The organism is Kosakonia sp. Marseille-Q7440 (assembly GCF_965119485.1).
The window spans coordinates 1,548,458-1,571,133 of sequence record NZ_CBCPLT010000001.1 but is presented as its reverse complement, the minus strand read 5'-3'; the positions used below and the strand labels follow the sequence as shown (position 1 = coordinate 1,571,133).

The window sequence follows — 22,676 nt, the reverse complement described above, 5'->3', positions numbered from 1 at the left end:
AGTATTTTCTGCTGGCCTTTGCGCCGGGCGTCGCGCATGCTACACCTCGATCGAGGCATCAGGACCACGTTGAGGAATTCATGAAGAAGATGATTTTGGCCGCAGCACTCATGCTGAGCGGCGTGCTGGTGGGGTGCAATCAACTGACCCAATACACAATCAGCGAGCAGGAGATTAACCAGGCCCTGGAGAAACGGAATAACTTCGCCAAAGATATTGGCGTGCCGGGCGTGGCTGATGCGCATATTGTTCTCAACAATCTTGCCAGCGCGATTGGCCGTGAAGAGCCGAATAAAATCACCTTAACCGGCGATGCAAATCTGGATATGACCTCGCTGTTCGGCAATCAAAAAGCGGTAATCAAGCTGAAGCTGAAAGCGCTGCCGACCTTTGATAAAGATCAGGGCGCAATCTACCTGCATGAGATGGAAGTGGTGGACGCGACGGTCACACCGGAAAAGATGCAGAGCGTGCTGCAAACCTTGATGCCCTACCTGAACCAGTCTCTGCGCAACTACTTTAACCAGCGCCCGGCCTATGTGCTGAAAGAAGACAGCACCAAAGGCGAAGCGCTGGCGAAGAAATATGCCAAAGGCATTGAGGTGAAACCTGGCGAGATTGTCATCCCGCTTACCGACTGAATCACTGGGCGCCTGGCGCCCTTTTTTTCAGGAAAAGGATGCAAACGAAAACGTTTCCCCTTATGCTTGGTCTCCGGCAAAAACAGCCCTTTCTCACTTAGCCGGAGCCCTTCAATGACACAACCCCAGGTTTTGAAAATCCGCCGTCCTGACGACTGGCATCTCCATCTGCGCGACGGCGATATGCTGAAAACCGTGGTGCCGTGGACCAGCGAAACCTACGCCCGCGCCATTGTGATGCCGAACCTGGCTCCGCCTGTGACCACCGTTGAGGCCGCTCTCGCCTATCGCCAGCGCATCCTTGACGCGGTGCCTGCCGGTCAGCACTTCGAACCGCTAATGACCTGCTACCTGACCGACAGCCTCGATCCTGATGAGATCGAACGCGGCTTTGCGGAAAAGGTGTTTACGGCGGCTAAGCTCTACCCGGCAAATGCCACCACTAACTCCAGCCACGGTGTCACCAGCATTGATGCCATCATGCCGGTGCTTGAGCGGATGGCGAAGCTTGGCATGCCGCTGCTGGTGCATGGGGAAGTGACTCACGCGGAGATCGATATTTTCGATCGCGAAGCGCGCTTTATTGAGACGGTGATGGAGCCACTGCGCAAGCGTCTGCCGGAGCTGAAAGTGGTATTCGAGCACATCACCACCAAAGATGCCGCTGACTATGTGCGCGACGGCAATGAGCGGCTGGCCGCCACCATCACCCCGCAACATTTGCTGTTTAACCGCAACCATATGCTGGTGGGCGGCGTGCGTCCGCATCTCTACTGCTTACCGATCCTTAAGCGTAATATCCACCAGCAGGCGCTGCGTGAGCTGGTCGCCAGCGGGTTCGAACGCGTCTTCCTCGGCACCGACTCCGCCCCGCATGCCCGCCATCGCAAAGAGGCGAGCTGCGGCTGTGCAGGCTGTTTTAATGCGCCAACGGCGCTGGCCAGCTACGCCACGGTATTTGAAGAGATGAACGCGTTGCAGCACTTCGAAGCCTTCTGCTCCCTCAATGGGCCGCGCTTCTATGGCCTGCCGGTGAATGAAGAGTTTATTGAACTGGTGCGGGAAGAGTGCGTGGTGCCGGAGTCGATTGCGCTGGCGGACGATACGCTGGTGCCCTTCCTCGCCGGTGAAACCGTGCGCTGGCAGGTAAAACGCTAAATATTCTTATGCCCCCTGTTGTAATGTGTTTCGATTAACTGTATAAACATACAGTATCTTACACAGGGGGCTGTTATGCGCATTGAAGTGACGATTGCCAGAACCACATCTTTACCCGCGGGCGCTATCGATGCGCTGGCAGGTGAGTTATCCCGCCGTCTGAATGACCACTATCCCGATCGCGAAAATAAAATTTCTGTCCGTTATGCGGCAGCAAATAATCTCTCCGTCCTTGGCGGCGCGAAAGAAGATAAAGACCGCGTTAGCGAAATCCTGCAAGAGACCTGGGAAAGCGCTGACGATTGGTTTATCACCGATTAATTTCCCTCTGAAGTTGAAGTTATTGCCGGGTCGCCCCGGCTTTTTTTGCTTCATTTTCAAGCAAAACCGTAACATCTGATTTTCTCAGTGAAATGAGTCGCTTATCTTTTAGCCACTCCCTTAAGAAAAATCTATGACTACAAAAAAGATGTTGCAGAGTGTTTATTTTCCCGATCATGAGGTCGGGTTGTTGATATACTGAAAAGGCTTCAAATTAAAACACGCATTGAACCTCGAACGTCGTTGTCTAATTAAAACACGCCAAACAGGGGGTTATGATGGTAAAGAATAATGAAGTCATCCAGACCCATCCACTGGTCGGATGGGACATCAGCACCGTAGATAGCTATGACGCACTGATGCTTCGGTTGCACTACCAGACCCCGAACAGAGCCGCTCAGGAAGGTACTGAAATCGGTCAGACGTTATGGTTAACAACCGATGTTGCCCGCCAGTTTATTTCGATTCTGGAAGCTGGCATTGCCAAGATTGAATCAGGCGATTACGAAAAAGACGAGTATAAAAGACATTAACACCATCTGCGCATACTCAACATCAGGCACCCTCGCGGTGCCTTTCTTTTTTCTGCCCTTGTATAAGCCCCCCAGGTTATTTACCCTCCTGAACACGCATTTGCCTGGAGAGAACCATGACATACGACCTGATTATTATCGGCAGCGGATCCGTTGGCGCAGCAGCGGGCTACTACGCCACGCGCGCCGGGCTTAAGGTGCTGATGACCGATGCGCATATGCCGCCGCACAATGAAGGCAGCCATCACGGCAATACGCGCCTGATCCGCCACGCCTACGGCGAAGGCGAGAAATATGTTCCGCTGGTGCTGCGCGCCCAGCAGTTATGGGATGAGCTGAATACGCTCACCGGCGAAACGGTGTTTGAGCGCACTGGCGTCGTCAATTTTGGTCCGGCTGATTCTTCCTTTCTCGCCAACGTCGCCGACAGCGCCGCGCAGTGGAAGCTGGCGCTGGAAAAGCTGGATGCCGCCTCGCTGATGGCGCGCTGGCCGGAAATCCGCGTTCCTGATGATTACATCGCGCTCTATGAAGCTGACTCCGGCGTGCTGCACAGCGAACTGGCGATTAAAAGCTGGATCCAGCTGGCTGAGCAGGCAGGCTGCGCGCAACTCTTCAACTGCCCGGTCACCGCCCTGCACCATCATCAGGATGGCGTCACCATCGATACCCCGGAAGGGAGTTTCTCCGGCAAGAAAGCGCTGGTCAGTGCGGGAACCTGGGCGAAGACGCTGCTGCCAAACCTGCCGATCCAGCCGGTACGTAAAGTGTTTGCCTGGTTCCAGGCGGATGGCCGTTACAGCGTGAAAAACAACTTCCCGGCCTTTACCGGCGAGATGCCGAACGGCGAGCACTATTACGGCTTCCCGGCGGTTGAGAATGAGTTAAAGATTGGCCGCCACAACGGCGGACAGGTGATTAACGCGGCCGACGAGCGCACGCCGTTTGGTGCAGAAGCCGGCGACGGCTCGGAGTGCTTCTCCTTTTTACGCCAGCATCTGCCGGGTATTGGCGGCTGCCTGTATGGCGCGTCCTGCACCTATGACAACTCACCTGATGAAGACTTTATTATTGATACCCTGCCAGACGCGCCGAATACGCTGGTGGTAACCGGCCTGAGCGGCCACGGCTTCAAATTTGCCCCGGTGCTCGGTGAAATTGCCAGCGCCTTCGCGCAGCAAAAAACGCTGGAGTTCGATTTACAGCCCTTCTCCCTCGCCCGCTTTACGCGTTGAGTTTACGGCGGCCCTATTTCGGGGCCGTTGCTCTTTGTACCGAATAAAGTAATCACCTGCGTGAAAATGTGGCGGCATATATTCTCAGCCGTTGGCTTTTTATTAATTTTGCTTGTGGTTACCCGCGCTAAAATGCTTACAAAAGCTGACACTTAGCGATTTATTGGTCTTTTACAGACAATATTTTTGAATACTTCAGGAGTATGACAACAGGCTTAACCTACTGCTAATCCTGCCTTAAACGTTTCAACTTTCTAATAGCCTGAATGTAAACCGGCAAACTTATTCAAAATTTATGTTATAGAAAAAATAACAATCCAATTCGTTATTTTTGAGTTGCAATATTTTCTCACTGACGCCATTTTAAATTAACTTTTGTTTAACAGTGATGACCCGTTATGCAATTACGCAACTCTCCGGCGCGCTACGGTTTTATTTCCGTGACGCTTCACTGGCTGGTCGCCATCGTGGTGTATGGCATGTTCGCCTTAGGGTTATGGATGGTCACCCTCAGCTATTACGATGGCTGGTATCATCAGGCACCCGAGATCCATAAAAGTATCGGTATTCTGCTGATGTTTGGCCTGGTGATCCGCCTGCTGTGGCGCTTTATCTCCCCGCCGCCACCGCCGTTGAAAAGCTACTCCACCGCCACGCGCATCGCCGCGGTTGTTGCCCATATCGTTCTCTACCTGCTGCTGTTTGGCATCGTCTTTAGCGGCTATCTGATCTCCACCGCCGATGGTAAACCGATTAACGTCTTTGGCCTGTTTGAGATCCCTGCCACGCTTGCCGATGCCGGCTCGCAGGCGGACCTCGCCGGAACCATTCACCTGTGGCTGGCCTGGAGCGTAGTGGTTCTCTCCGTGCTGCACGGCCTTGCTGCCTTTAAACACCATTTCATTGATAAAGACGCCACTCTCAAGCGGATGCTGGGAAAATCGTCACCTGACTCTGGAGCATAAGTATGAAGAAGATCCTGCCGGGACTCGCTCTCGCCTCGCTGCTGTTTACCACCGGTTCTGCTGTAGCGGCAGACTACAAAATCGATAAAGAGGGCCAGCACGCCTTCGTTAACTTCCGTATCCAGCACCTCGGTTACAGCTGGTTATACGGTACGTTTAAGGACTTCGACGGTAGTTTTACCTTTGATGAGGCCAACCCGGCGGCCGACAAGGTGAACGTCACCATCAATACCAACAGTGTCGACACCAACCACGCCGAGCGTGATAAACACCTGCGCAGCGCAGAGTTCCTCAACGTGGCGAAGTTCCCGAAAGCGACCTTCACCTCAACGTCGGTGAAAAAGGATGGTGATGAGCTGGATATTACCGGCAACCTGACCCTGAACGGCGTCACCAAACCGGTTGAGCTGGAAGCGAAACTGCTGGGCCAGGGTAATGACCCGTGGGGCGGCGTGCGCGCAGGCTTTGAAGCCTCCGGCAAGATCAAGCTGAAAGATTTTAACATCACCACCGATCTCGGCCCGGCATCGCAGGATGTTGAGCTGATTATTTCGGTTGAAGGTGTGCGCCAGAAGTAAGCAGGCGTAAAAAAAGGAGAGGGGTTCCCCTCTCCTTCTGCGTTATTCCGGGTCCGGAATGCCCAGTTTGGTATTCAGGCGACCACGCGATTTATTGAAGATCTTATTACCATTCTCGCGTCCGGCGCGGCGTTTACGCTGCTCCTCTTCCGGCAACGCGCGCTCCTCTTTGCACAACTCGCTACAGCAGCCGTCGAACTTCTCAGCACAACTCGGGCACTGAATAAACAGCAGGTGACAGCCATCGTTCAGGCAGTTGGTGTGGGCATCGCACGGCGTGCCGCACTGGTGGCAGTGCGCAATCACATCGTCAGAGATGCGCTCGCCCATACGCTCGTCGAAGACAAAGTTTTTGCCGATAAAGCGCACCGGCAGACCCTGCTCGCGGGCGCGGCGGGCGTACTCAATAATGCCGCCTTCGATATGCCACACTTTGTTGAAGCCGTTATGCTTCATCCAGGCGCTCGCTTTTTCGCAGCGAATCCCGCCGGTGCAGTACATGACAATCTTTTTATCTTTATGATCCTGCATCATCTCAACCGCTTTCGGCAGCTGCTCGCGGAAGGTGTCGGCGGGAATTTCCATCGCACCGTCGAAGTGGCCCACTTCATATTCGTAGTGGTTGCGCATATCGATAAACACCGCGTCAGGATCGTCGAGCATGGCGTTCACTTCCGCCGCTTTCAGGTAATCCCCAACGTTGCTGGCATCAAAAGTCTCATCCTCAATGCCGTCCGCTACGATGCGGTCACGCACCTTCATGCGCAGCACCCAGAAGGATTTTCCGTCATCATCAATGGCGATATTCAGACGCAGCCCATCCAGCGCCGGATCGAAGGTATAGAGCGCTTCGCGAAACGCCTCGAATTTGCTCTGCGGCACGCTGATCTGCGCATTGATCCCTTCATGGGCGAGGTAAATGCGCCCAAAAACGCTCAGCTGCGACAGGGTCTGGTAGAGCGCATCGCGCGTCGCCTGCGGGTTAACAATGGTGAAGTATTTGTAAAACGAGACGGTGACGCGCGGCTCGGTTTCGGCGAGCATGCGGGCTTTCAGTTCATCATTGGAGATGCGGTTGTGTAACACTGGCATGGTGTACGTATCCTGCAGAGTGGAGAGTGAAAAACGGGCGGCATCATAAAGCAAATAGTGTTAATTTACATCCCCACATTTTGCGCTACATTTCCACCCATTCCTTTCACACTGTAATGCGCGTTGCGCTTATGGAACGCGGCTCCACGCCCTGGTTTTTGCGAATTACAAAAAAAGTGCGAGAATACAGGCCATTGTAGCTATACACAGGACAGTCATGACGCATTTACCCAAATTTTCGGCATCGCTGCTGCACCCCCGCTACTGGGCAACCTGGTTCGGGATCGGCGTGCTGTGGTTGGTGGTTCAACTTCCCTACCCGCTCCTTTACCGCTTAGGCTGTGCGCTCGGCCACCTTGCAAAGCGCGTGATGAAACGCCGCGCGCACATTGCGCACCGCAACCTGACCCTCTGCTTCCCGCAGATGAGCGAAGAGGAGCGGCAGAAAATGGTGGCGAAGAATTTTGAATCCGTCGGCATGGGGCTAATTGAAACCGGCATGGCCTGGTTCTGGTCCGATCGCCGCATGCGCCGCTGGATGGATGTCTCCCACTTCGAACATGTGCGTAACGTACAGGCGCAGGGGCGCGGCATTCTGCTGATTGGCGTCCACTTCCTGACGCTGGAGATTGGCGCGCGGATGTTTGGTCTGAATGAGCCGGGCATCGGCGTCTATCGCCCGAACGACAACCCGGTTATCGATCTGCTGCAAACCTGGGGGCGCATGCGCTCCAATAAGAGCATGATTGACCGAAAAGATCTGAAAGGGATGATCCGCGCGCTGAAAGCCGGTGAAGTGGTGTGGTACGCGCCGGATCATGACTACGGCCCGCGCGCCAGCGTCTTTGTCCCCTTCTTCGCCGTCGAGCAGGCCGCATCCACTTCCGGAACCTGGATGCTGGCGCGCATGTCGCAAGCCTGCGTGGTGCCGTTTGTGCCGCGCCGCAAACCCGGCGGTAAAGGGTATGAGCTGATTATGCTTGAGCCGGAGTGCTCACCGCCGCTGGACGATGCCGAAACCACCGCCGCATGGATGAACAAAGTGGTGGAGCGCTGCATTATGATGGCGCCCGAGCAATATATGTGGCTGCATCGCCGCTTCAAAACCCGCCCGCAGGGCGTGCCTTCCCGCTATTAACCGCCCCGCTCCGCCTGTAAACCACGGGCGGAGCCGCCTCTGTTACGGCTTCTCTTCACCCTTTTCGTTCTCGTTACGGTAACCGCCGCCCAGCGCTTTAATCAGTGTGATATCGGTGCTGAGCTGCTGCGCCTGCATATCGAGCAGCAGAAGCTGTTGCGCCAGCGCTAAGCGGCGCGCCTCCTGCGCCCTGAAGCGGCTCAGCAGCCCGCGCTGGTAATGGGCCGCCGCGCTGTTGGTTGCCGTCATCGCCGCACGCACCTTCTCCTGCTGCATCGCCACCATCTGGTTGAGATCGTTAAGCTGGCTGGAGGTGATCGCCACATCGCGTACCGCGTCCAGCACCGCCTGGTTGTACTGTTTGATCAGGATGTTACTGGCGGTGCGTACCGACTTCAGGTGCGCATTTAACCGCCCGCCGTCAAACAGTGGCAAGGTGAGCGCAGGCAGAATATTGAGCTGCTGGAAGGAGTAGCGGAACAGATCGCCGACATCAAAGGCGTTGTAGCCCCAGAAAGCCTTGATATCGAAGTGCGGGTAAAAGGCCGCCTTCGCTGAGTCCACCTGGCTCATGGTGGCAGTGACATACCCGCGCAGCGCCTGCAGATCGGGACGGCGCGCCAGCAGTTCGAAGGAGAGTGTCGCAGGCAACGTTTGCTGCAATTGCGGCAGCGCCACCGGATGGATCTCAGGCATGCTCTGCGCGTCCGCGCCAATCAGCGCCCGCAGGGTCTCGCGATAGCGGGTTAACGCGCCGTTTGCTTCCACCAGCTGTTGCTGCGCCGCCAGCCGTTCGGCCTGTCCGCCAGCGAGATCAACACTATCTTCAAGCCCGCGCGCCGCGCGCTGCTGGTGCGCCTGCTCGGAGAAGCGGGCAATCTCTTGCTGCTCATTGAGCAACGCAATGCGCGCAAAGGTCGCCTGCATCGCAAAGTAGAGCTGAGCAACACTGCTGGCGATATCAAGCTCAATCGCCGCAGTCTCAGCAAGCCTCGCATTCTGCTCGCCAATCGCGGCCGCCACGCGCGCACGATCCGATCCCCAGAGATCGATATTGAGCGACGCGCCAACGCCCACCGTGTTCAGTGTGTACCACGGCCCCTGTTTATCGACAGGCAGCGAGTAGGCGTAGGGCCAGGTCGCTTTCGCATCCCTGTCCGACACGCGCATGTAGTTTTGCGCCGCAACGGCACCTGCCTGCACGCCCATTGCCGACTGCGCCAGCGCCACCGTTGACTGTGACTGGCCGACGCGCAGCCGCGCCGCCTGCATGGTGGGTGAGTTTTGCAACGCGCGGTTAACCAGCATCGTTAACTGGCGATCGTGGTAGTTTTCCCACCAGCGTGCCGCGGGCCAGCCACTGTTCGCCAGGTGAATCGCCTGCGCCAGCTGCGCCTTCTGCGGGTTGACGATGGTCACCTGCCCCGGATCGTCCTGCACCAGCGCGCAGCCGGATAACAGCAGCAGGCCAAATGCGGCCAGCGTGCCGCAGCGAAAACGCGAAGAGATCATTTTTGCGCGCATACCTTACTCTGCCTGTCGCGAACTGAGTGAAAAGGGGGATGACCACGCCGGCAGGCTGGAGAGCACCTGCATCAGCGGCGGACCATAGGGGTTTGCTACATCGGCGCTAACTGACTTCAGCTCCGGCTTCGGCTGCGCCTGGTCGATCGCCGTAGCGTAGGCCGCAACATACTCCGCGCAGCGGGCCAAAAAGGGATCGTCCGCTGCGGCATAGAGCCGATAGCCTTCGCTCAGGCGCACCAGCTCCTGCGCGCTGGCAAACGTCTCGCCGCGCGGCCAGGCTTTCGCTTCTGCATGGGGATGCGCCCAGGTGTTGAGCGGCTCGGCGGCAACGCGGTTGAGCAGCGCATCGCTCTCGGTCAGGCTGGCAAACAGCGCCGGGGTAGTGGACTCGCGATCTTTGGCCCGCAGCAGGTCGGCAATGCGCCGGTAGAGGCGCGCGAGGCTGGCTTTGAGTTGCGGCGCTTCGCTGTCCGGCCATAAATAGAGGTGGATAAGCGACGAGACCAGCACGCCGAGCAGAATACCGATCACCCGGTCGCGAAGCTCGGTTAAGTTGGTGAGCGGGCCAAACCAGCTTAAAAAGGCCAGCGCAAAGGTAAAACCGAGCTGGATCCCGGCGTAGGCAATGCGCTCTGAACCACCCGCCAGCCAGGCGGCCAGCGCCATTACCGGCAGCGCCATCCCCAGCAGGCCAACCAGCGACTCCGTCCACGGTTGAATAAAGATTATCAGCAGCAGCGCCAGCAGGGTTGCCAGCAGCGCGCCGCCAATGCGCAGCGCGATCTTCTGCATCGTCGCGCCAAGCCCCGGCTGCGCCACAATCACGCAGCTCAGCATAATGGTGTGAATGCCCTGCCAGTCCGTTGCGGTATAGAAGACGTAGCAGAGCAGCGTGGCCAGCACGGTTTTCAAAGTGAAGTGCAGATAGGCCGGGTTGCGCCAGGCATCCGGCGGCATTAAGGCTATTTTCTCCCCCTCGCCGGGCGGCAAGGCAACGGTTTCTCCGCGCTGAAGCGAGGCCAGTAGCGCGGCTATCTCGCGTACAATCACATCATGCTGACTATCAACGAAAACGGAGACCTCCTGCACAGGCGGCAATTTGCCCTCCTCCACCTGCTGCGCCAGTGCAAACAGCGCATCGGCAAGCGGCCGCCGCGCCGCATCGGGCGCACCGGGCTGCAACAGCGCAATGAGTTGATAGCTGCGCAGGGTAAACGCCATCACGCTCTGCCACTTCTGCTGATTATCAGCCATTTCCGTGCTGGAGAGCCGCGCCAGCTTAAACAGCGTGTGCAGCTGCGCAACCTGGCGGGCAATGGCGCTAAAGGTGGGTCGGGCGTTTTCTAGGGAGGCGGCATCGGTTTGTGTCAGGCAGGTCGCCGTCTGGCGCAGCATCGCGGCGAGCGCGCTTTTGAACTGCCAGCCAGGAAACGCCTGCGCAAAACAGGCATTGACCAGCAGGGTCACCACAATGGCGCTGTTGATCGCCACCCACAGCCACAGCAGCAGGCGCACGAGGATCTCGCTCTGCCCGGTCATGGAGGGAAAAGTTTGCGCATAGATCACCGCCAGCGCCACGACAAAAAAGGCCAGCCCCAGCTTACCCATAATGCGCATCAGATAGACGGCAAGGGAGAAGAGCAGCACCGAGGCGACAAGACGCACCAGCGGATAGTCATAGGTCCACTTGATAATCAGCAGCACGCCGCCCAGCACCAGCGTTACCACCAGCATAAAGGCGACGCTGACCAGCGAAATCATCACTACGTTAGGCTGGCTGACATAGAAGACCACAATCAGGGCTATCGCCAGAAAGGGGATCTGCAGGCTCATAAACAGCGCAATGAGGATCCCGCAACTGAGGGTCATACGCAGGGTGTAGTTGCCCCGCCCCGGCGTGGCGCGCAGCTCTTTTTGCAGATAACCCCAGGCGCGCTCCATCCCGATGCTCACTGCGGTTTAAGGGTAACGCTTGCGGAAGCGCCCATGCGGAACAGCGCCGGATCGGGGTGCTCAACGGCGATTTTTACCGGGAAGCGCTGCGAGACATGCACCCAGTTGATGCTCTTCGGCACAATCGGTAAGCCGCCAATCACCGTTCCGCCCTCCGGCAGCACGCCAAACCCGACCGACTCGACGCGGCCGCTAAAGCGCTGGCTGTGGTCGGTCATTACGGTGATCTCTGCCGGTGTGCCGGCGCGAATGCCCTGTAGATCCGTTTCGCGGAAATTGGCCACCACATACCAGCGGTCGTCATCCATCAGCGTAAAGACCGGTTTTAACGCCGAGGCGTACTGGCCGACCGTGGTTTTCAGTGCGACTACCACACCGTTGAAGGGCGCGCGCACCTCAGTAAACTCCAGATGCAGCTCTGCCAGCGCAATCTGCGCCAGCGCCCCTTCCCGCTGTGCCACCATCGCATCGACGCCGAGCACGGCTGAAGCTGCCTGGCTGGCCTGAAGCTGAATTGCGGCCAGCTCTGAGCGGGCGGCTTTCTCTGCCGTGCGCGCCTGATCCAGCTCCTCCTGTGAAGCGAAGCCTTGCGGCACCAGCGGCTCCAGCCGGCTGCGCGTTGAGCGGGTCTGATCGACCAGCGCCTGCGAGCGCGCCACCGCAGCGGCAACAGACTGCGCGTTATACTCCTGCGCTTTGATGGTGCGCCCGGTCAGGGTGATTTGCGCATCGAGCGCCGCCAGCCGCGATTTCGCATCCGCCAGCATCGCCTGGTAAGGTCGCGGATCGATGCGGAACAGCAGATCGCCTTTTTTCACGCGCTGGTTGTCGCGTACAGGCATCTCGACAATGCGCCCCGTCACTTCCGGCACGACATCAATCGTGTCGGTGTAGACATAGGCATCGTTAGTTTGCGGAGAAGTTTGCAGGTGCCAGATCACCGCAATCAGCGCCACGATCGCGCCAACCACAATGAGCAGCAGCGGCCACTTTTTCCGTAACAGCGTTGGGCTGGAATCAGTCATAGGCCTTCATATCTAAAAAAGTAAAAACCAGAAGAGCGCGGCAAAGAGAAACAGCAGAGCCAGATAGCTTATAACCAGCGGCGAGAAACGCGCCTGCCAGCCTTTACGCACAATCAGCAGATGACACGGGATGAGCAGCAGCGCCGCGGCGAGAAAACAGAAGAACCAGGCGGGGAATGACGCGCCCAGCACGGGAATAGCGGGCGGCAAGCCGCAGCCAGAGAGTAAGCAGCAGAGCATCAGCGCGGCTGCGCGCAGAGGTTTTGCGATCCCTTTCACAGCCATGCTCCTGCGCGCGAAATCATCGTCACTGACACCTTTTCTCCATCCCTTAGATAAATAATTCGCTAACGACGCGTTTGGCACACCCGATTCAGATTATGGGTAACCTTTGCAAGCGCTGATTATAAACCGCTGCGCCAGAAAATATAACGTTGGCGTTACATTTCCGTTTTTTTGCATAACCTTCAGGCAAATCTCAAAAGCAAAATTACATTAGCGCAGAATCGTCTGCCTGGCGGCAGAATAGACCCCGCGCACTTAGCAATAACCAAACCACTCTTTTAAGCTGCCAACAATCAGCGACCGTAGCGCCGCGTCATCCTCGTTTTCGCGCCAGAATAACATCAGCGAGTGCAGGTTATTAAATTCATCATTATTGACATCAAGGGCAACAGCCCGCTTCGCCAACAGCTCAGGCCGCGCAATATGATCCGGTACGCAGGCGATGCCAAGCCCCTTTTTTGCCAGCATTGCGCTCAAGGTGTAATCCGTCACCAGCATCGCCTCTGCCGACGCGTGCAGTGGATAGCGATGGTCATTATTTTCATCCGGAAAAGCGGGATAGATGAGCGTTTCGCCATCCAGCTGAAAGGCGTCGATATGGCTCTGCTGCGCCAGCCAGTGCTGCGGATGGGCAATAAGCATGGTTTGCAGATCGCCCACCACGCAGCCCTGCAGCCCGCAAGGCATAACCGGCAGATGCAGCCCCAGCACATAGTCGACGCGCTTAGCGCGTAAGCTCGCCTCGGTGTCATATAAGTCCGTATGGATAACGTGGAGCAGCATCTGCGGATAGGCCGCCTTCACGGTGAGCAAAATATCTGCCACCACTTCTGCCGGGATCAATTCATTAAAGGCCAGCCTGACGATTTCCGGTTCGCGGCGTGTTTGTAATGATAAGGAGAAGGCCTCCAGCCGCTGCCAGCTATTTACCATTGATTTTGCTTTTGGCAGCAGCCGCTTGCCATTGCTGTTAATTTTAACCACCGATCCATTACCGCGCGTGTGAAATAAGGTGTAGCCGAGAATATCTTCCAGCTCTTTTATCCAGCGGCTTATCGTTGACTTCGAGCGATTCATCCGTTGCCCCGCTTGCAAAAAACTTCCTGTTTCTGCGGCGGCGACAAAGGCGCAGAGTGCTTTATTTTCAATAACCCGATCGCTTTTTTTCATGCTGTTTGCGTCCTTACCTCTTCTCATTATTGTGATGAGCCTGACTACTGCTCATCCCGCAGGTTCAGGTTTAAGCACTTTCTCATGGCAACACATTGATGTGGGTCACTTTTAACCTGCTCTGCCAGAGGGTTCCAGGCGCGCTGTTAACATGGCAATAAAGATAATTACAAAATGAAAAGTAAATAACTAAATAGCGTCAAATGACGTTATTAATTGTCAATAAACCGCATCCTTTAAGCTTTAACTGATAAGTAAGCAAATAACACTTTAAGAAAGCACTTATGATTTACCTTCAAATAAATGTCACCTGTTGCATAATCAGAACTTTTTACCAGCAGGAAAGTTTTATTATTGCCACAAGACCCTATTGCTGCGGTTATTTTGCGTGTGGCGCATTTGTATCGTTATTCGCTTCTGCTTATTATCGCGGCGAACATTACTATTCCCGCCTTTAAATGGAGAACGCGATATGGGTTTATTTAAACCTACGGGTACACTACAGAAAATTATCAAAGTGAGTCTGTTATCAGCATTAATTAGCACCTCACTTAACGCTACAGCAGCAAAGGATGTGCCTAACGATCCCAATGACCGGCCGACCCCTGCCGATATCATTATTATGAATGCCGATATCCGTACCTCCGATGCCGCCAAACCGCGCGCGCAGGCGCTGGCGATCAAAGATGGCAAGTTTATCGCGGTGGGCAGCCCGCACTATATCAAGCTGCTGCAAAGCGATAAGACCAAAATGATCGACGCTAAGGGTAAAACGGTGATCCCGGGGCTGATTGATGCCCACACGCACCTGATTGCCGGGATCGATCTCATCAACGGGGTCGATCTGTTTGGCGTCAGCAGCAAACAGACGTGGCTGAAGATGATCAAGGAAAAAGTGGATGCGCAGCCGAAAGGCAGCTGGATCTTCGGCGGCCGCTGGGACGCCACCTTAACCGCAGAGAAGACGCTACCCACGGCGGCCGAGCTCGACAAAGTCGCACCTGATAACCCGGTCGCGCTGGTGGACGTCGATTACCACACCATGTGGCTGAACAGCAAAGCGCTGGCAGAGCTTGAGATCACCGATAAGACGCCCGATCCGGTCGGTGGGACGATCCAGCGGGATAAAAACGGCAAAGCGACCGGGATCCTGCTGGAGAATGCCCTTGATCTCTACAACCGCTCACCAAAAGTGATCGCCGCCCAGGGTGATAAAAGCGAGGGCTTGCGCAAAGTGATGGCGCATTTCAACAGCCTAGGCGTCACCGGTGCCCACGATATGTGGACCAACTCGGGCGACATCTACACCGATATGCTGAAAAAAGGCAGCTTCCCGATGCGCATCTGGTATGGCTATATGGTGGATACCAGCGAGAAAAACAGCGGTGAAGAGGCGTGGAAAGCGCAGGCCGATAAGCAAAAAGAGATGAATACTTTTGCCGCCGACAAAGAGAAAGCGATCGGTAAAGGGCCGCAGTTCCGCTATGGCTACCATAAATATTTTATGGACGGCACCCTGATGAACCACACTGCCGCCCTGCATGAGCACTACTCCGATCGCCACGACCACTACTTCGGCACTCCGCTCTATACCCAGGAGAAGATGAACGAGATGGTGCAGCGCTCTCACCAGTATGGCTTCCCGGTTGCCGTTCATGCCATCGGCGATAATGCCGTGACCATGGCGCTGGAAGCGTTTCGCAACAGTCCGCAGGGCAAGGATAAAATCAACCGTATCGAACATATTGAGCTGACGAAGTACGCCAATATCGAGAAGTTTGCGCAGAACGGCATTGTGCCGTCAATGCAGCCCGACCATGCCATTGCGCCTAACTTCCTCGAGACGCGTCTGGGGAATGAGCGCCTGAAGCGCGGTTACGCCTGGCAATCGCTGCTGACGGCGGGTGGAAACCTGGTGTTCGGTAGCGACTGGCCGACGGCAAAAGAGAGCCCGATGACGCAGCTGGGTGATGCCGTGCTACGCCTGAAAGAGGGCAAAGTGTGGTATGGCGAAAACGCCCTCACCTTTGACGAAGCGCTGTATGCCTACACCATGGCGCCGGCCAAAATCAGCGGCTGGGATAAAGAGATTGGCTCGATTACCGTCGGTAAGTGGGCGGATTTCGCCATTGTTGACGGCAAAATCAAGGATCCGGTGCCGCAGGATATTCGTGACTGGAAAATTGCCGAAACCTGGTTCGCCGGGGAGAAGGTCTACGATAGCGCGCAGAAAAAATCATAACCCCTCTCTTCCCACGCAGAGCAGGCTCCGCGTGGGAAGCTAAATGCAACAGACCAGATTAAGAGTTTTCACGTCGGGGCAAGAAGTTGCCTGGCAACATCACCGCCGCTCTGCTTGTTTTTAGCCCGTGGCCTGAAAAAAATAGTGGGTGAGCACTCCCCTACCGGAACCCCCTCTTCCAGGATGGAAAGTCATGCATATTCTTCTGCTTTGCAGCGCCTTTAATGGCCTGTCACAACGTTTTTTTGTCGAACTGACCGATGCCGGTCATCAGGTCACCGTTGAGGTCTTTACCGGTGATGAGGCGCTTGAACAGCGGCTTGCGGCGAACCCGCCTGACATTATTATCGCGCCGTTTCTGAAACGGGCCATTCCCGACCGCGTCTGGCAACGTTACCGATGCTTCATTCTGCACCCGGGTATTGTCGGCGACCGCGGCCCCAGCTCCCTTGACTGGGCGATCCTCGAAGGGTGGCACGAATGGGGGGTGACCCTGCTGGAAGCCAACGCAGTGATGGATGCAGGCGACATCTGGGCGACCCGCACTTTCCCCCTGCCACCGATAGCGAAAAGCCGGATTTACCGCCATCTGGTTACTGATGCTGCCGTTGCCTGTTTGTGGGAGCTGATCGCGAAGTTGCAGCAGGGCCAGCAGCATGGCGATCCCCTTGATTATGACTGCGCCACAACGCGGGGACGTGAGAGAGCAGCACTGCCGATGAGCGCGCGCACTCTTGACTGGCAGTGCGATCCCACCGACCTGCTGCTGCGTAAAATCCGCGCCAGCGACAGCCTGCCCGGCGCGCCGACTCAATTAGCAGGCGTGCCGGTGCGGGTGTTTAACGCCTGGCAGGCAGAGGCAAATGTCGCCAGCCGACGTGGCCACGTTGGGGAGATTTTTGCCCGCGACGGCGATGCGCTCTGTGTGGCAACCCTCGATGGCGCGCTGTGGATCGGTCACCTGCGCCGCAGTGACAAGCACGCCTGTGCGCAGGTCAAACTTCCCGCCGCCTTCGCGCTACGGGACGAACTCGCGGCGTGCGCTTCGCTGCCGGTACTTGATGCGCAGCATCCCAACAGGCCCTGGCTCGAGACGCGCGGGCGTGTCGCCATTCTTCATTTCCCGCTGCTCAACGGCGCGTTTACCGTCAATGATTCGCAGATCCTCACCACGCTCTTTACGCGCGCAGCCGGAGATTGCAGCGTGGATGCCATCGTGCTTGCCGGGGGGGATGATTTCTGGTCAAACGGCATTGAGCTTAATTCCATTCATGTGGCGGATAACCCTGCTGAAGAGGGGTGGGCGTCGATCAACGCCATCGATGACTTTGCCGAGGCGATCCTCACCTGTCGCGACAAGCTGGTGATAAGCGCGGTCAATGCCAATGCCGGCGCAGGCGGTGCGATGCTGATGCTGGCCACCGATCGCGTCTTTATGCGCGCAGGTGTGGTGATTAATCCGCATTACAAAACCATGGGACTACATGGGTCGGAGTTCTGGACCTTAACGCTACCGTGGCGCGCGGATGCTGAAGCGGCGGTGGCGCTGAGTGAAAATTGCCTGCCAATTGGTGTCAGGCAGGCTGCGGCGCTCGGCCTCGTCGACTCGGTGCTCAATGTCTCGCGCGAAGCATTTCTTGAAACCGTTGTCAGCCATGCCAGCGCGCTTATTGCGCCTGACGCCCTGCCCGATTCGCTTAAGGCCAAAGCGCGTGCTCAGGAGGCGATGCGCCGTGGGCGTCCCCTGTATGCGTATCGCCGGGAGGAGTTGCACAAGATGAGAGGCAACTTCTTCGCGGACGATCTTCACTTCTCTTCTCGCCGTACCGCGTTTGTGATGAAGCAGCCGCCTTGTCAGACACCAGAACATTTGCAGCGGTACAACGCCGCCGTGGCAGCGAGCCTGGGACAAGATAAAAGTAGGGAGGAAGTTTGACGCTGGCATAACCAGCGACTATAGATTTCTGCATGTCTACTATCGTTATCAAGGAGCGTTTTACATGGCTGATTCTGAACTGAACTATTACACAACTCTGGCCGAAGCCATTGACGCGGCGCGCGAAGCGTTTATCGCTAACAACCCCGACGTCGATGAAGATGACCTCAATGTGCAACAGTTCAATGTCCAGAAGTACGTGCTGCAGGATGGCGATATCGTCTGGCAGGCAGAATTCTTTGCCGACGAAGAGCAGCCGGGCGAATGCCTGCCGATGTATAGCGGCGAAGCAGCACAAAGCGTCTTTGATGGCGACTTTGACGAGATTGAGATCCGTCAGGAGTGGCTGGAGGAGAACACCCTGCACGAGTGGGACGAGGGCGAATTCCAGCTCGAGCCGCCGCTGGACACCGAAGAGGGTCAGGCTGCGGCAGACGAGTGGGACGAGCGTTAATTACTCATAGGGGCCGTGCTGGGCGTCTATCGGCAGCAGCAGGGTGTCAAACACCAGCGAGAGCGGCAGATCCAGCACGGTCAGGAAGCGCCATGAGGAGTCACGTACATCCCACTGCACGCCGGGATAGTACTGATTCCCGTGGCCCTGGCCTGGGATCGTCCGGCTGACAATACTGCCGCAGCCGCTTAATACGCACACCATGACCATCACCAGCATCACTCTCACCGCGTCCCCCTTCTGATTATGCAGATAAAAAAATACCGGCTAATGCCGGTATTTTCTTAATGATGGCTTATTTCGCCTTCAGCGCCAGTGGATTAAGCGACAACGTTTCGTAGTGCTTCACCCAGGACAAATAGCGCTCTGGTGATTCCCAGACGCGATAGTGCAGGCGTGAGAGCGTTACCGGGTCGCTTAACAGCACCAGACGACGATCGCGATTGAGCTTCTCAGGCGTTTCATTCAGCGCCTGCTCAACGTGACGGTCGCGGGCAATCTCCAGCACGTTACTGGCACGGTGACGAGCCGTTGCCATTGCCGTCGCCAGCGCGTTGAAGGAGGGGTTAAATACGGCATGCATAAACCCATCTTCCAGCGAGCGCGAGCGGTTCAGCTCCAGATAGCGGTCGGTATCAACCAGCACCTGCGGCGGAGAGTACTCTTCCGGGATCAGGAACAGCTTCCAGCGCTTGGTGCGCAGACCGACCGTTGAGCGGCTCGAGATCACCGACACGAACGGCGAGAGGATCAGCGAGAAGACAATCGGTGCCAGCCAGAAGAGGAAGCGCAGATCCAGCCATGCCATCCCCACTGCCCACACCAGGCCCAGTAGCAGCTGCGAGCCGTGACGCATAAAGGCTTCACCCCACGGCGTGGAGTCATCATCACGCTGCGGCGAGTTCCATACCACTTCCCAGCCGAGGAAGGCGCTGACCACGAACACCGTATGGAACAGCATACGTACCGGTGCCAGCAGCACGGAGAAGAGCACTTCCAGCAGCAGCGAGAGCGTGACGCGGAAGAAACCACCGTACTCTTTCGGCCCTTTGCACCAGACAAGGATGATACTCAGCAGCTTCGGCAGGAAGAGCAGCACCATGGTCGAGGCAAACAGCGCGATAGCCAGTTCAGGACGCCACTGCGGCCAGACCGGGAAGAGCTGGCGCGGTTGCAGGAAGTACTGCGGTTCCGTCAGCGCATGCACCACCTGCAGCGCCGTTGAGAGCGCGAGGAACATAAACCACAGCGGTGCCGAGAGATAGGACATCACACCGGTCAGGAACACCGCGCGGTGAACCGGGTGCATCCCTTTGACCAGGAACAGACGGAAGTTCATCAGGTTCCCGTGACACCAGCGGCGGTCGCGTTTCAGCTCATCAAGCAGGTTCGGCGGCAGCTCTTCATAAGAGCCAGGCAGATCGTAGGCAATCCACACCCCCCAACCGGCGCGGCGCATCAGCGCAGCTTCCACAAAGTCATGGGAGAGAATGGAACCGGCAAACGAGCCTTCGCCTGGCAGCGGTGCCAGCGCACAGTGCTCGATAAACGGCTGCACGCGGATAATCGCGTTATGGCCCCAGTAGTGGGATTCCCCCAACTGCCAGAAGTGCAGACCGGCGGTAAAGAGCGGGCCGTAGACGCGGGTAGCGAACTGCTGGCAGCGCGCATAGAGCGTGTCCATACCGGACGCGCGCGGCGAAGACTGGATAATACCGGCGTTCGGGTTGGCTTCCATCAGGCGCACCAGCCCGGTCAGGCAGTCACCGGTCATCACCGAGTCCGCATCCAGCACCACCATGTAGCTGTACTGGCTGCCCCAGCGACGGCAGAAGTCATCGATGTTGCCGCTCTTACGTTTCACGCGACGGCGGCGGCGACGATAGAAGATCTGCCCTTCACCCTGCACTTCGGCAATCAGCTCCATCCAGGCTTTTTGCTCCGCGACGCAGATATCCGGATTGTAGCTATCGCTCAGGATATAGACGTCGAAGTGCTTCTGCTGCCCGGTGGCTTTCACCGACTCCCAGGTGGCGCGCAGACCCGCGAAGACGCGATCGACGTCTTCGTTACAGATAGGCATGATCAGCGCTGTGCGATGTTCCGGGTTCAGCGGTTCATCGCCCACCGTTGAGGCGGAAATACTGTATTTATCGCGCCCAATCAGCAGTTGCAGGAAGCCCATCAACGCCGTCCAGAAACCGGCGGAGACCCAGCAGAAGAGGACGGCGAAGAGGATCAGGATCCCGGTCTGCAACACATAAGGCAGCAGCTGCATAAAGGAGACCCACAGATCCTGCCCTGCCATATCGGCAGGGTTGATCAGCGCCCAGCCCTGATAAGGCAGGATGGTTTTCATGTACCAGGTCGCAACGACAGTCTGCGCAATCGTCAGCACGAGCAGGATATAGCGGCGGATAGAGCCAACGGTGCGCCACTTTTCCTCGCGAACCTGCTCCTCTTTGGTCAGACGCGACATGTAGCGCGGCAGAACCTCACGACCGCGCAGGCGATCCCAGAAGCGACCAAGGGGGTTGGTGCGCCAGGGATCCGGGAACATCGAGGAGCGTTTGGCTTTCGGCATCGCCTGCAGCTGCGCGCGTCCCTCGTCGTCCTTAGCCAGTTGACCTTGCGCCAGCGAATCCGGCCAGCTGTTTTCCAGCCGCGCGGTCACCGATCCCAGCGGCGTGTCATCTTCACGCTTCCAGTCCGTGTGCTCCGCGTCCAGCGCTTCATGCACGCCGCGAATCGAATCCGTCGGCAGCGCTGCTTTCTGCTCCGCAGGGAGCGGCAGCGCGTCGATATACTCAGTTATCTTATTCATTGGCAGGTAGCTGATAGCTCCAGGTTTCACTCAGGGGCTGATCGGCGTTGACCAGCGCCGCGCGCATATCCGTGGTTTTCTTCGGATCTTTGACCTTCACGCGCAGCGTCAAACGCCAACCTTGGGTCACTGGATTATAGCGAACGACGTTTTCAACGATCTCACCGTTATCGCCAATGCTCGCCTGCGCCGTTACCGGCGTATCCTGCGGCAGTTTTTTCATATCCTGGCCGGTAAAGTCGATCACGAACGCGATGGTACCGTCCGGCTGGCGGATAAGGTTGGACTGCTTCACATCACCCGTTGAGCGACGAGTCTGCTTAACCCAGGCATTATCCGGCGCATGCAGTTTATCTTCGTCACGGCTAAAGGTGATGGTGTACTTGAAGTTCATCTCTTTGCCCGGCTCCGGCAGCTGATCCGGTGTCCAGTAGGCAACGATGTTGTCGTTGGTTTCGTCGTTGGTCGGGATTTCGACCAGCTCGACTTTCCCTTTGCCCCACTCGCCTTTCGGCGTGACCCACGCGCTCGGGCGCTGGTCGTAGCGGTCATCGATATCTTCGAAACGGGAGAACTCACGGCCACGCTGCAGCAGACCGAAGCCCTGCGGGTTTTCCATCGCGTAGCTGCTGACGGCCAGATGTTTCGGGTTGTTCAGCGGACGCCAGATCCACTCGCCGTTGCCGGCCAGCATCGACAGACCGTTTGAGTCATGCAGCTCAGGACGGTAGTTGATTGCCGGAGAGGGCTGAGACGGCCCAAACAGGAACATACTGGTCAGCGGCGCAACGCCCAGTTTGCCCACTTTGTCGCGCAGGTAAACTTTAGACTGCACATCAACCACGCTGTCGCGGCCCGGAATGATGACAAAACGGTAGGCGCCGGTAGCACGCGGGGAGTCGAGCAGCGCGTAGATGGTCAGACGCTTGTCGGTCGGCTTCGGACGCTCGATCCAGAACTCCTTAAAGCGCGGGAACTCTTCGCCGGAAGGCAGCGCCGTATCGATCGCCAGCCCGCGCGCGGAGAGACCATAGACCTGGCCCGCGCCAATCACGCGGAAGTAGCTCGCGCCCAGCATGCTGACGATTTCGTCGTTTTTATCTTTGCTATTGATGGGGTAAAGCACTTTGAAACCGGCAAAGCCGAGATCCTTAACGGTATCTTTATCGTGCTGAATGTTGCCGAAGTTGAAGTAGTCCGGGCTGTACTTAATCTGGTGCACGGCGGTCGCGGTCACTTCATTGATCGTCACCGGCGTGTCGAAGTACATCCCCTGATGATAGAACTCAAGCTTGAACGGTGTGTTGGTCTTGTTCCAGTAAGCTTTATCATGGTTGAACTGGATTTGTTGATAGTCCGCATACTTCATGTCGCGGAACAGTGAGGGCAGATTGCTTTTGGGTGCTTCATAGCTCTTGCCAGCCAGGGATTGCGCCTGTTTTGCGACATCGTCGATAGAAAAGGCCCAGCCTGATGACGTATAAAGTGACAACAGTACTGCTGCCCCTACCCAATGCATTTTCATCATTCGTAATTTAGGTTTCATAATAACTAAGCACTTCCCCCTTTGTGTGCTTAAATCGATCCGATCCATTTTAA

The 22,676-nt window shown here is 56.8% G+C and carries 20 protein-coding genes; 11 read left to right on the top strand and 9 right to left on the bottom strand.

Translation table 11 applies throughout. The features are described 5' to 3' along the window. Positions 1-80 precede the first annotated feature (80 nt). The 7 genes from ACWPW2_RS07115 (at position 81) to ACWPW2_RS07085 (ending at position 5,431) form a co-directional block, all read left to right on the top strand. A complete protein-coding gene (locus tag ACWPW2_RS07115) occupies positions 81-641 on the top strand; it encodes a lipoprotein (protein WP_023481707.1) in 561 nt (186 codons plus the stop codon). 114 nt (positions 642-755) lie between these two features. Next, a complete protein-coding gene (gene pyrC / locus ACWPW2_RS07110; RefSeq protein ID WP_454122081.1) occupies positions 756-1,799 on the top strand; it encodes a dihydroorotase in 1,044 nt (347 codons plus the stop codon). Positions 1,800-1,874: 75 nt separating this feature from the next. Continuing rightward, a complete protein-coding gene (gene dinI / locus ACWPW2_RS07105; protein WP_023481401.1) occupies positions 1,875-2,120 on the top strand; it encodes a DNA damage-inducible protein I in 246 nt (81 codons plus the stop codon). Positions 2,121-2,398: 278 nt separating this feature from the next. Next, the gene (gene bssS / locus ACWPW2_RS07100; protein WP_023481711.1) at positions 2,399-2,653 is read left to right on the top strand and encodes a biofilm formation regulator BssS; all 255 of its coding nucleotides are present in this window, start codon (positions 2,399-2,401) and stop codon (positions 2,651-2,653) included. A gap of 116 nt (positions 2,654-2,769) precedes the next feature. Continuing rightward, the gene (solA, locus tag ACWPW2_RS07095; RefSeq protein WP_454122079.1) at positions 2,770-3,888 is read left to right on the top strand and encodes an N-methyl-L-tryptophan oxidase; all 1,119 of its coding nucleotides are present in this window, start codon (positions 2,770-2,772) and stop codon (positions 3,886-3,888) included. Between the two features lie 398 nt (positions 3,889-4,286). After that, a complete protein-coding gene (locus tag ACWPW2_RS07090) occupies positions 4,287-4,853 on the top strand; it encodes a cytochrome b (protein ID WP_023481494.1) in 567 nt (188 codons plus the stop codon). Between the two features lie 2 nt (positions 4,854-4,855). Next, positions 4,856-5,431 (top strand): YceI family protein, encoded by a 576-nt coding sequence (locus ACWPW2_RS07085; protein WP_023481320.1) that lies wholly within the window; start codon positions 4,856-4,858, stop codon positions 5,429-5,431. A gap of 42 nt (positions 5,432-5,473) precedes the next feature. Here the strand turns inward: ACWPW2_RS07085 and trhO are convergent, their stop codons facing one another. Further along, positions 5,474-6,523 (bottom strand): oxygen-dependent tRNA uridine(34) hydroxylase TrhO, encoded by a 1,050-nt coding sequence (trhO, locus tag ACWPW2_RS07080; protein WP_270220670.1) that lies wholly within the window; start codon positions 6,521-6,523, stop codon positions 5,474-5,476. Positions 6,524-6,740: 217 nt separating this feature from the next. Between trhO and ACWPW2_RS07075 the strand changes: the two genes are divergently transcribed. Beyond that, positions 6,741-7,661 (top strand): Kdo(2)-lipid IV(A) acyltransferase, encoded by a 921-nt coding sequence (locus ACWPW2_RS07075; RefSeq protein WP_454122075.1) that lies wholly within the window; start codon positions 6,741-6,743, stop codon positions 7,659-7,661. 42 nt (positions 7,662-7,703) lie between these two features. Here ACWPW2_RS07075 and ACWPW2_RS07070 read toward each other — a convergent pair whose 3' ends face one another. The 5 genes from ACWPW2_RS07070 to ACWPW2_RS07050 form a co-directional block, all read right to left on the bottom strand. Then, entirely contained in the window at positions 7,704-9,185 is a 1,482-nt protein-coding gene (locus ACWPW2_RS07070; RefSeq protein WP_454122073.1) for an MdtP family multidrug efflux transporter outer membrane subunit, read from the bottom strand. A 3-nt stretch (positions 9,186-9,188) separates the two neighbouring features. Beyond that, on the bottom strand, positions 9,189-11,129 hold the full coding sequence (locus tag ACWPW2_RS07065) for an FUSC family protein (RefSeq protein ID WP_454122071.1): 1,941 nt from the start codon (positions 11,127-11,129) through the stop codon (positions 9,189-9,191). 8 nt (positions 11,130-11,137) lie between these two features. Beyond that, positions 11,138-12,166, bottom strand: coding sequence for a multidrug transporter subunit MdtN (mdtN, locus tag ACWPW2_RS07060; protein WP_454122069.1), 1,029 nt, complete (start codon positions 12,164-12,166; stop codon positions 11,138-11,140). Positions 12,167-12,178: 12 nt separating this feature from the next. After that, positions 12,179-12,406: a YtcA family lipoprotein gene (locus ACWPW2_RS07055; protein WP_152526154.1), complete on the bottom strand. Its 228-nt coding sequence runs from the start codon at positions 12,404-12,406 to the stop codon at positions 12,179-12,181. A gap of 300 nt (positions 12,407-12,706) precedes the next feature. Next, positions 12,707-13,621, bottom strand: a complete 915-nt coding sequence (locus tag ACWPW2_RS07050) for a LysR family transcriptional regulator (protein ID WP_454122067.1) — start codon at positions 13,619-13,621, stop codon at positions 12,707-12,709. Positions 13,622-14,138: 517 nt separating this feature from the next. Between ACWPW2_RS07050 and ACWPW2_RS07045 the strand changes: the two genes are divergently transcribed. The 3 genes from ACWPW2_RS07045 to ACWPW2_RS07035 all read left to right on the top strand — a co-directional run bounded on the left by ACWPW2_RS07045 (position 14,139) and on the right by ACWPW2_RS07035 (position 18,253). Then, a complete protein-coding gene (locus ACWPW2_RS07045) occupies positions 14,139-15,863 on the top strand; it encodes an amidohydrolase (RefSeq protein ID WP_454122065.1) in 1,725 nt (574 codons plus the stop codon). A 193-nt stretch (positions 15,864-16,056) separates the two neighbouring features. After that, complete coding sequence (locus ACWPW2_RS07040) at positions 16,057-17,799, top strand: enoyl-CoA hydratase-related protein (RefSeq protein ID WP_454122063.1); 1,743 nt, start codon at positions 16,057-16,059, stop codon at positions 17,797-17,799. 79 nt (positions 17,800-17,878) lie between these two features. Next, positions 17,879-18,253, top strand: coding sequence for a MysB family protein (locus ACWPW2_RS07035; protein ID WP_094193033.1), 375 nt, complete (start codon positions 17,879-17,881; stop codon positions 18,251-18,253). Here ACWPW2_RS07035 and ACWPW2_RS07030 read toward each other — a convergent pair whose 3' ends face one another. The 3 genes from ACWPW2_RS07030 to mdoG all read right to left on the bottom strand — a co-directional run bounded on the left by ACWPW2_RS07030 (position 18,254) and on the right by mdoG (position 22,605). Next, complete coding sequence (locus ACWPW2_RS07030; RefSeq protein ID WP_370277280.1) at positions 18,254-18,472, bottom strand: YceK/YidQ family lipoprotein; 219 nt, start codon at positions 18,470-18,472, stop codon at positions 18,254-18,256. Positions 18,473-18,548: 76 nt separating this feature from the next. Then, a complete protein-coding gene (gene mdoH / locus ACWPW2_RS07025; RefSeq protein ID WP_124968721.1) occupies positions 18,549-21,077 on the bottom strand; it encodes a glucans biosynthesis glucosyltransferase MdoH in 2,529 nt (842 codons plus the stop codon). Continuing rightward, positions 21,070-22,605: a glucans biosynthesis protein MdoG gene (gene mdoG, locus ACWPW2_RS07020; protein WP_454122060.1), complete on the bottom strand. Its 1,536-nt coding sequence runs from the start codon at positions 22,603-22,605 to the stop codon at positions 21,070-21,072. Before mdoG ends, mdoH begins: the two co-directional genes overlap by 8 nt. Positions 22,606-22,676 lie beyond the last annotated feature (71 nt).

What these genes read in the sequence shown, in the direction of transcription:
- pyrC (WP_454122081.1), top strand. Translation starts at nt 756, where the DNA reads ATGACACAACCCCAGGTTTTGAAAATCCGCCGTCCTGACGACTGGCAT.
- mdtN (WP_454122069.1), bottom strand. Translation starts at nt 12,166, where the DNA reads ATGACTGATTCCAGCCCAACGCTGTTACGGAAAAAGTGGCCGCTGCTG.
- ACWPW2_RS07090 (WP_023481494.1), top strand. Translation starts at nt 4,287, where the DNA reads ATGCAATTACGCAACTCTCCGGCGCGCTACGGTTTTATTTCCGTGACG.
- bssS (WP_023481711.1), top strand. Translation starts at nt 2,399, where the DNA reads ATGGTAAAGAATAATGAAGTCATCCAGACCCATCCACTGGTCGGATGG.
- ACWPW2_RS07065 (WP_454122071.1), bottom strand. Translation starts at nt 11,129, where the DNA reads ATGGAGCGCGCCTGGGGTTATCTGCAAAAAGAGCTGCGCGCCACGCCG.
- dinI (WP_023481401.1), top strand. Translation starts at nt 1,875, where the DNA reads ATGCGCATTGAAGTGACGATTGCCAGAACCACATCTTTACCCGCGGGC.
- ACWPW2_RS07050 (WP_454122067.1), bottom strand. Translation starts at nt 13,621, where the DNA reads ATGAAAAAAAGCGATCGGGTTATTGAAAATAAAGCACTCTGCGCCTTT.
- mdoG (WP_454122060.1), bottom strand. Translation starts at nt 22,605, where the DNA reads ATGATGAAAATGCATTGGGTAGGGGCAGCAGTACTGTTGTCACTTTAT.
- ACWPW2_RS07070 (WP_454122073.1), bottom strand. Translation starts at nt 9,185, where the DNA reads ATGCGCGCAAAAATGATCTCTTCGCGTTTTCGCTGCGGCACGCTGGCC.
- solA (WP_454122079.1), top strand. Translation starts at nt 2,770, where the DNA reads ATGACATACGACCTGATTATTATCGGCAGCGGATCCGTTGGCGCAGCA.
- ACWPW2_RS07040 (WP_454122063.1), top strand. Translation starts at nt 16,057, where the DNA reads ATGCATATTCTTCTGCTTTGCAGCGCCTTTAATGGCCTGTCACAACGT.
- mdoH (WP_124968721.1), bottom strand. Translation starts at nt 21,077, where the DNA reads ATGAATAAGATAACTGAGTATATCGACGCGCTGCCGCTCCCTGCGGAG.
- ACWPW2_RS07030 (WP_370277280.1), bottom strand. Translation starts at nt 18,472, where the DNA reads ATGCTGGTGATGGTCATGGTGTGCGTATTAAGCGGCTGCGGCAGTATT.
- ACWPW2_RS07055 (WP_152526154.1), bottom strand. Translation starts at nt 12,406, where the DNA reads ATGCTCTGCTGCTTACTCTCTGGCTGCGGCTTGCCGCCCGCTATTCCC.
- ACWPW2_RS07075 (WP_454122075.1), top strand. Translation starts at nt 6,741, where the DNA reads ATGACGCATTTACCCAAATTTTCGGCATCGCTGCTGCACCCCCGCTAC.
- ACWPW2_RS07115 (WP_023481707.1), top strand. Translation starts at nt 81, where the DNA reads ATGAAGAAGATGATTTTGGCCGCAGCACTCATGCTGAGCGGCGTGCTG.
- trhO (WP_270220670.1), bottom strand. Translation starts at nt 6,523, where the DNA reads ATGCCAGTGTTACACAACCGCATCTCCAATGATGAACTGAAAGCCCGC.
- ACWPW2_RS07085 (WP_023481320.1), top strand. Translation starts at nt 4,856, where the DNA reads ATGAAGAAGATCCTGCCGGGACTCGCTCTCGCCTCGCTGCTGTTTACC.